Genomic DNA, 6,286 nt, shown 5'->3' with positions numbered 1-6,286 from the left:
CCCTCTGATGAGGAACGAACTGCTTTTTTTCTTTATCTCATGCTTTTTCCATTTGGCAGATCCACTTCGTTCAAAAGTAAGGCTTTTGCAGTGCTCTCCATTCTGGGTGTCTTTTTTGGTTATCATCAGTCTATAGCTGACGATTGAATAAGACCGTAGGTGAAACTGTACTATTCAAATACAGAATGATTGTCAAACAAAACGGGAGGGAGGGAGTAATCCAATTTTTGACCCCATGAGACCTTATGAATAAACCTAGAGGAATCAATAGATTGATATATCAAGGTTTATTTTATTTTTGGTTGAAATGATTATGTTTCTCTTAAAATGAGATGTACGCTTGCGTATGGTCAAATAAGTATGTTCGATCCCAGATATATCTTTTATCCTTGTTGTCATTTAATGTCAGTACAACTTTTCCAAATAGATCCATTAATGCCGAATCAATTAATTCTAATCTCACGGGTCCCCATGCCTCTTGGTTTAGTTGAGTGTAGTTCATACATTCCACTAAGTTCAGACCTTTCATTCGCTGAAAAAGAGCAACCCACATAGTCAAATCGTATTTCAGGGTTTTACAAGGGATCGCAAATTCCCTTAAGCCAACTGATCCTGTATTTGTGGTAATAGCAATTAGCCCGCAAATATCTGTCTTGTCTCCAAGTTGCAGCTTTTCTGTAAGCTCACTGTCAAATCGAAAACATTCTATTCGGGAAATCTTGTACTGCTGCAAGAATTCAAGACCAATCGCCGAATTTTTCAAATTTAGCAATGCAATACGAAGGGGATGAATATCCTGGTGATACTCAACAGTTTCATCCATCGTAAAATTGTCGGAAATCGTGAACGGCATCCTGTCCCTCCTTTAAACAAGTTAAATTAGTTCATGAAAGCAAAAATGACCTTCTCTAGAATCAGAGAAAGGTCATAAGAACTCAAAGTCATATCCTCACTCTTATCTCCCAGATTCGCTTTGCACAGCGTTTCCGCAAGAATTAGCACCGTGCATTCCTTTGATTAACAAAGGTTTGTCGGTTGCCGGGTTTCATCGGGCTAGTCCCTCCACCTACTCTTGATAAGAAAATTCAACATATTCGATTATTTTTATAATACTATAAAGCACTCTGATGTCAAGGAATTTCACACTTTACTATTAACAATCCATATACTCATGAGCGAGTTGAAGATGGCGTCTTTTTAAATACATTATTTAGGCTTTTTGTCCTTAACTTAAAATATTCTAAATTAGTAAGTGGGTATGATTCCTAATAGGGGAGCAAATTCGAAAAGAAATATTTAATTGCAAAAAGTATTTTTTAAAAGCTTTTTTTCAACTGATTTTGAACTTTTTTCCACTTTTTGGAGTCTTTTTGAAGGAAACTGAAATAAGATATAGATTAAAAACTTAGGGTAAGAGACTCAATGTACCCGTGCTGCATAAGGATGATATTTACGATTCTGTTGCTGTTTTCGTTAAAGAGCACGGTTCAAGAAACAAAATCTGCTTCGATTTTCTTTTTCGCTTCTTAGAGAACGTAATCCAGTCAAATTCCGCCATTATACTCGATTACGGACTAAAGAGGTGGGGTATTAAAAACGATACATTGTGTCTGCAGTGATGAATCAACCTGGTCAGAAAGACTTGCTAAACGAAGCATCAATCCATTACCTAACCAATTAATAACTAATTTATCTGAGCTAAAAGAACACTATAAGGATTTGGGTCAAGAGCTTTTTGAGGGAGAATTAATTTTGGATACTATTACACCCATAGATAAAAATGTTGAGAATATCCAATCTTTTTTGGTTGAAGCTTTACAAAATATATCACGCTAATAGAGATCTATAGCTTCATAAAGACTTGTTTAAAAGGGAGTTGTGAGTGTAATATGCAAAAAGCAATAATTGTTAGTTACTTGACCGACAAAAGAAATAATTTAGAAGAACTAAATGAATTGTTATCCCAGGGATGGAAAGTAGTAAGTCAGAGTTCTATGGGAGGTGGAGGAGTGAATACGGTTCATTCTCTCGTAATACTCGAAAAATAGCGATTCCGTTAACGAAAGATTATAGTTGAGGGCTTGCTTCGCGGCAGTTCCTTTTATATCTATTAAAGTAAAAGGAAAATATATATAGAACCTTTAGTTTAATGAATAAGGAGCAGTTTTGCTGCGGCAGCTGCTCCTTATTGGTTTATTAAATTGTAGGAAGTACTTCAAAGCTTATTTGTAATTCAGCCTTTTTGATCAAAGCAACGCCTCAAAACTGTATTTAAAATTTATTTTTTACCTTCAAAACATATTTGTCAACTAACAGCGTGCAAGGATACATCTGCAGTAGCTATTGAAGGTATGAGTCCGATTGGAATACCGTTGATAATCAGCACAAAACGGTTCGAAATAATCATGTGAACACATGACGCTAATATATATATAGGTAGTAATCGAGGCGGGAGAAGCAAATTAATCGTAATTCGAAACGAGGGGGGTGTAAGAATTGCTAAGCAAAAATCATTTAAAACTTATCGTAATCATCTTAGGTGTAGTGGTTTTTAATATCGTGGTTCTTTCACCTGGGATTATAGGGATAGAGATCGGTGGTAGTGCTCTTGAAACTGCTTCAGGTGTGACAATCATTTTTGCCAGTATCCTCGCTCTATCGTACGCGACCAACATGTTGATATTCAAGCTGCCGTCAGTGAAACCAGTGAAAGAAATCAGGACTCACAATGAATATATAAATGCCCTTACTCATTATAAAGGAGTCAAAACATTGCAGAGCGATATTGGGCTAGCCCTTCGGCAGCTAGAGCGCCTTAGAAAAAGAATGGAGACCCTGTTAGGACTTTTAAATCAAAGGTTTGATCCTAATGAACTCACTTATAAGAAATTCACTTCCGTGGCGCAAGAAGTCGAGAATTTGTTCTATCTCAACATTCGCAGCATACTGGGCAGAATGCATGTATTCGATGAGAACGAGTACAAGATTGTTATGCTCAAGGAATCGTCGAGGTTACCTTCAGATCTCATCGCAGAAAAGATGATGGTGTATAACGAGTTCCTATCGTTCGTTAAAGATTCTCTCGGTACAAACGAAGAAATTTTGTTGAAAATAGACATACTTTTAATGGAAATCTCACGATTGGACAGTTTAGAACTTGCTGACATAGAGCAGATGCCGTGCATGCAAGAAATAGACTCGTTGATAAAACAAACAAAACACTATAAGGAATAAGAGGTGACTTCGATGAAAAATAAGAGAGGTTTGTTCCTCCTATCGGGTATTATCATTGTTTTAGCATTCGGACTTGTGTATGCAGGTGTGAAACTGACTGCAAATCTTGGGAAATCTAGTGTTCAAGTTGCAGCTGAAAATGCTGGAGAACGTTTATCTGAACTATACTCCGATATATCTATTGCCACGGATAAGCCTGTAAAGGGACAGATAGACCTTAATCCGGCTGATGTAGCTGAAACGCTTCCGGATATCTCGAAGTTTCCAATAACAGTGGGAAGTACAACGGATAATTTTGTTGAGATCTTCTCCTCTACAGAAAAGTCGGGAACCGGCGTTGATGGTTGGTTAACCGAAGTGGCAACGGAGTTCAATCAAGCCAAGATTGAAGTAAACGGCAAACCAGCTTCCGTGAAGATACGTAATATTGCTTCAGGTACTGCAACGGACTATATCAAATCCCGTAAATACATTCCTGACGCATTCACTCCATCCAACGAGTTATGGGGAGAAATCGTAAAGGCAAATGGCATCAAGACTCAGCTAATTACAAAGCGTTTAGTAGGAAACGTGCCGGGGATCGTCATTTCAAAGGCAAAACATGATGCTCTGGTAGAGAAGTACGGATCAGTGAATGTCAAAACCATCACAGAAGCGATTTCCAATAACGAGTTCGCAATGGGATATACCGATCCATTCGCAAGCTCTACTGGCCTGAACTTTCTCGTTACTGCTCTGAACACCTTCGACAGCTCCAACATATTGGGGGAAAAAGCGGTTAAAGGATTCGAGAAATTCCAATCCAATGTACCGTTCACCGCGTCCACAACAATCCAAATGCGTGAAGCTGCCAAGTCTGGCGCTCTAGACGGGTTTGTCTTGGAGTATCAGACATATGTCAACGCGGCGGACCTTAAAGGTAGCTATGTATTCACACCATTTGGTGTTAGACATGATAGCCCACTCTATGCATTAGGGGACCTGCCACAGAATAAACTCGATGTAATAAAGAAATTTGCTGAATTCGTAACACAAGAGAAATACCAAAAAACAGCGAAAGAAAAGGGCTTTAACGGCCTCGAAGATTACAAGTCTGAACTCGCACCTGTTGATGGTAACCTTCTAGCTTCTGCTCAAAAAGTATGGAAAGAAAAGAAGGATGGCACCAAACCAATTGTCGCGGTATTTGTAACGGATGTTTCGGGAAGCATGGCGGGGGCGCCGCTCAATCGACTCAAGGAATCCTTATTCAAGGGGCAGAAATACTTGGGCAAAGACAACAGTATCGGCTTGGTTTCGTACTCCAGTGGTGTAACAATCAAACTCCCGATCGCGAAGTACGACACAAATCAGCAGTCCATGTTCGTCGGCGCGGTCAATAGCCTCCAGGCGAGTGGTGGAACGTCAACCTTTGACGGTATTATTGTTGCCTTAAAGATGATTCAAGACGAATTGTCTGTTAATCCGAACATGAAGCCAATCATTTTTGTATTGAGCGATGGCGAGACAAACGAAGGGCATTCTCTCAAGGACATAAAGGGATTAGTCGAAATCTATAAAGTCCCCATTTATACGATCGGCTATAACGCAAACATCAAAGCCCTCGAAAGCATTTCTAGTATCAACGAAGCTGCAAGCATCAATGCAGACACTGACGATGTGGTGTATAAACTCGGCAACCTGTTCAACGTCCAAATGTAATTCAAATCGAGGGGGGATTCACATGTCATTCACATTGGAAATAGCCAATCCTGAAGAAATTAAAGCAGTGATCGAACATGAGATTAAGCCGGTTCCCGAGGAAATTGCCAAGTTGAAAGAGATTGCTGACTCTAATGTAGCTACGATCATGTCATTGGAACTTGATTCGCTCGACAAACGGAGGGAAATTCTACAATCGATCGATACATTCGGTGTAGATACAATGAAATTGTCTTCCTCTAAAAATGCGTTACTGCAAGTGTCGGTCGGTAATCTTTCAAAAGCTGGCGAAGATGGCGGGCAAGTAGCCAAGGGATTAGCAGACCTGCACACACAAATCAAAGATTTGGACCCAAGCCTTGTTGATTTCGCCAAAACCGGCATCCTTGGTAAGTTCTTCAGCCCTATTCGGAGCTACTTCCTTAAATATGAAAAGGCAGACGGTATTATTGCAGAAATCATCGTTTCTTTAGATAAGGGAAAGTCCACACTCAAGAATGACAACACCACACTGGAATTCGAACAACAATCCTTGCGTGAATTATCCAAGAAACTTAGAAAGGAAATTCAACTTGGAGCACTGATGGATGAATCCATTGAGGTACAAATCGAAACGGCAAAGATACGGAATGAAGATCCAGAAAAGATTCGGTTTATTACGGAGGAAATCCTTTTCCCTTTAAGGCAGAGGGTTATGGACTTGCAAGAGATGTTGGTTGTAAACCAACAGGGCATTATGGCAATGGAACTGGTTATACGGAACAATAGGCAGATGATGCGTGTTGTAGATCGCTCAAAGACCGTAACGATTTCCGCATTGAAGATATCTGTAATGGTTGCCAGCGCCCTGTACAATCAAAATATCGCTTTGAAAAAAGTTGAGCTCTTGAACCAAGTAACTAGCAATCTAATAACTGCTACTTCGCGTATGCTGAACGAACAAGGAGCCGAAATTCATAAGAAATCGATTGAATCCAACATTTCAGTTGATACTCTAAAACAAGCATTTACAGATGTAATTTCTGCTCTGGACTCGATTAGTACCTATAAACAGGAGGCTCTGCCAAAAATGCGCGAAACAATCAATGAGTTCCGGAATTTGGCTGATATCGGCGAAAAGCAAATATTGCGTCTGGAGAAGGGCAGCCAGTTATCCATATAGGAGCGCGGTATTAAAAATGTGTTGGTTTAGCTATTATTATTGGGGGATCACTTAGTTCGAAAAAGAATAGGCAAAAGAATACCGGGAAACTATAGCTTAATACAACACCAAGTGAAGGCAGCCGACATCAAGCGGCTGTCTTTTCCCCGCTGACTGGCAGATTACCTTAAGAATCCGAAAAAAGTATAA

At 39.7% G+C, this 6,286-nt stretch carries 4 protein-coding genes and 1 riboswitch; of the genes, 3 read left to right on the top strand and 1 reads right to left on the bottom strand.

From position 1 onward, the window contains the following. Positions 1-322: 322 nt before the first annotated feature. Complete coding sequence (locus ASD40_RS05350) at positions 323-853, bottom strand: hypothetical protein (RefSeq protein ID WP_057302293.1); 531 nt, start codon at positions 851-853, stop codon at positions 323-325. 99 nt (positions 854-952) lie between these two features. After that, a riboswitch (SAM riboswitch) is annotated at positions 953-1,082 on the bottom strand. A gap of 1,414 nt (positions 1,083-2,496) precedes the next feature. Between ASD40_RS05350 and ASD40_RS05345 the strand changes: the two genes are divergently transcribed. From ASD40_RS05345 to ASD40_RS05335, 3 genes are read left to right on the top strand one after another with little or no spacing between them, the layout of a single operon-like run. Continuing rightward, positions 2,497-3,234, top strand: coding sequence for a hypothetical protein (locus ASD40_RS05345; RefSeq protein ID WP_057302292.1), 738 nt, complete (start codon positions 2,497-2,499; stop codon positions 3,232-3,234). 12 nt (positions 3,235-3,246) lie between these two features. Further along, positions 3,247-4,935: a vWA domain-containing protein gene (locus tag ASD40_RS05340; protein ID WP_057302291.1), complete on the top strand. Its 1,689-nt coding sequence runs from the start codon at positions 3,247-3,249 to the stop codon at positions 4,933-4,935. 22 nt (positions 4,936-4,957) lie between these two features. Further along, positions 4,958-6,097: a toxic anion resistance protein gene (locus tag ASD40_RS05335; RefSeq protein ID WP_057302290.1), complete on the top strand. Its 1,140-nt coding sequence runs from the start codon at positions 4,958-4,960 to the stop codon at positions 6,095-6,097. The last annotated feature ends 189 nt before the right edge of the window (positions 6,098-6,286 follow it).

Origin of the sequence: Paenibacillus sp. Root444D2 (assembly GCF_001426375.1) — a bacterium.
Taxonomy (GTDB): domain Bacteria; phylum Bacillota; class Bacilli; order Paenibacillales; family NBRC-103111; genus Paenibacillus_E.
This window is presented reverse-complemented; position numbering and strand designations above follow the sequence as displayed.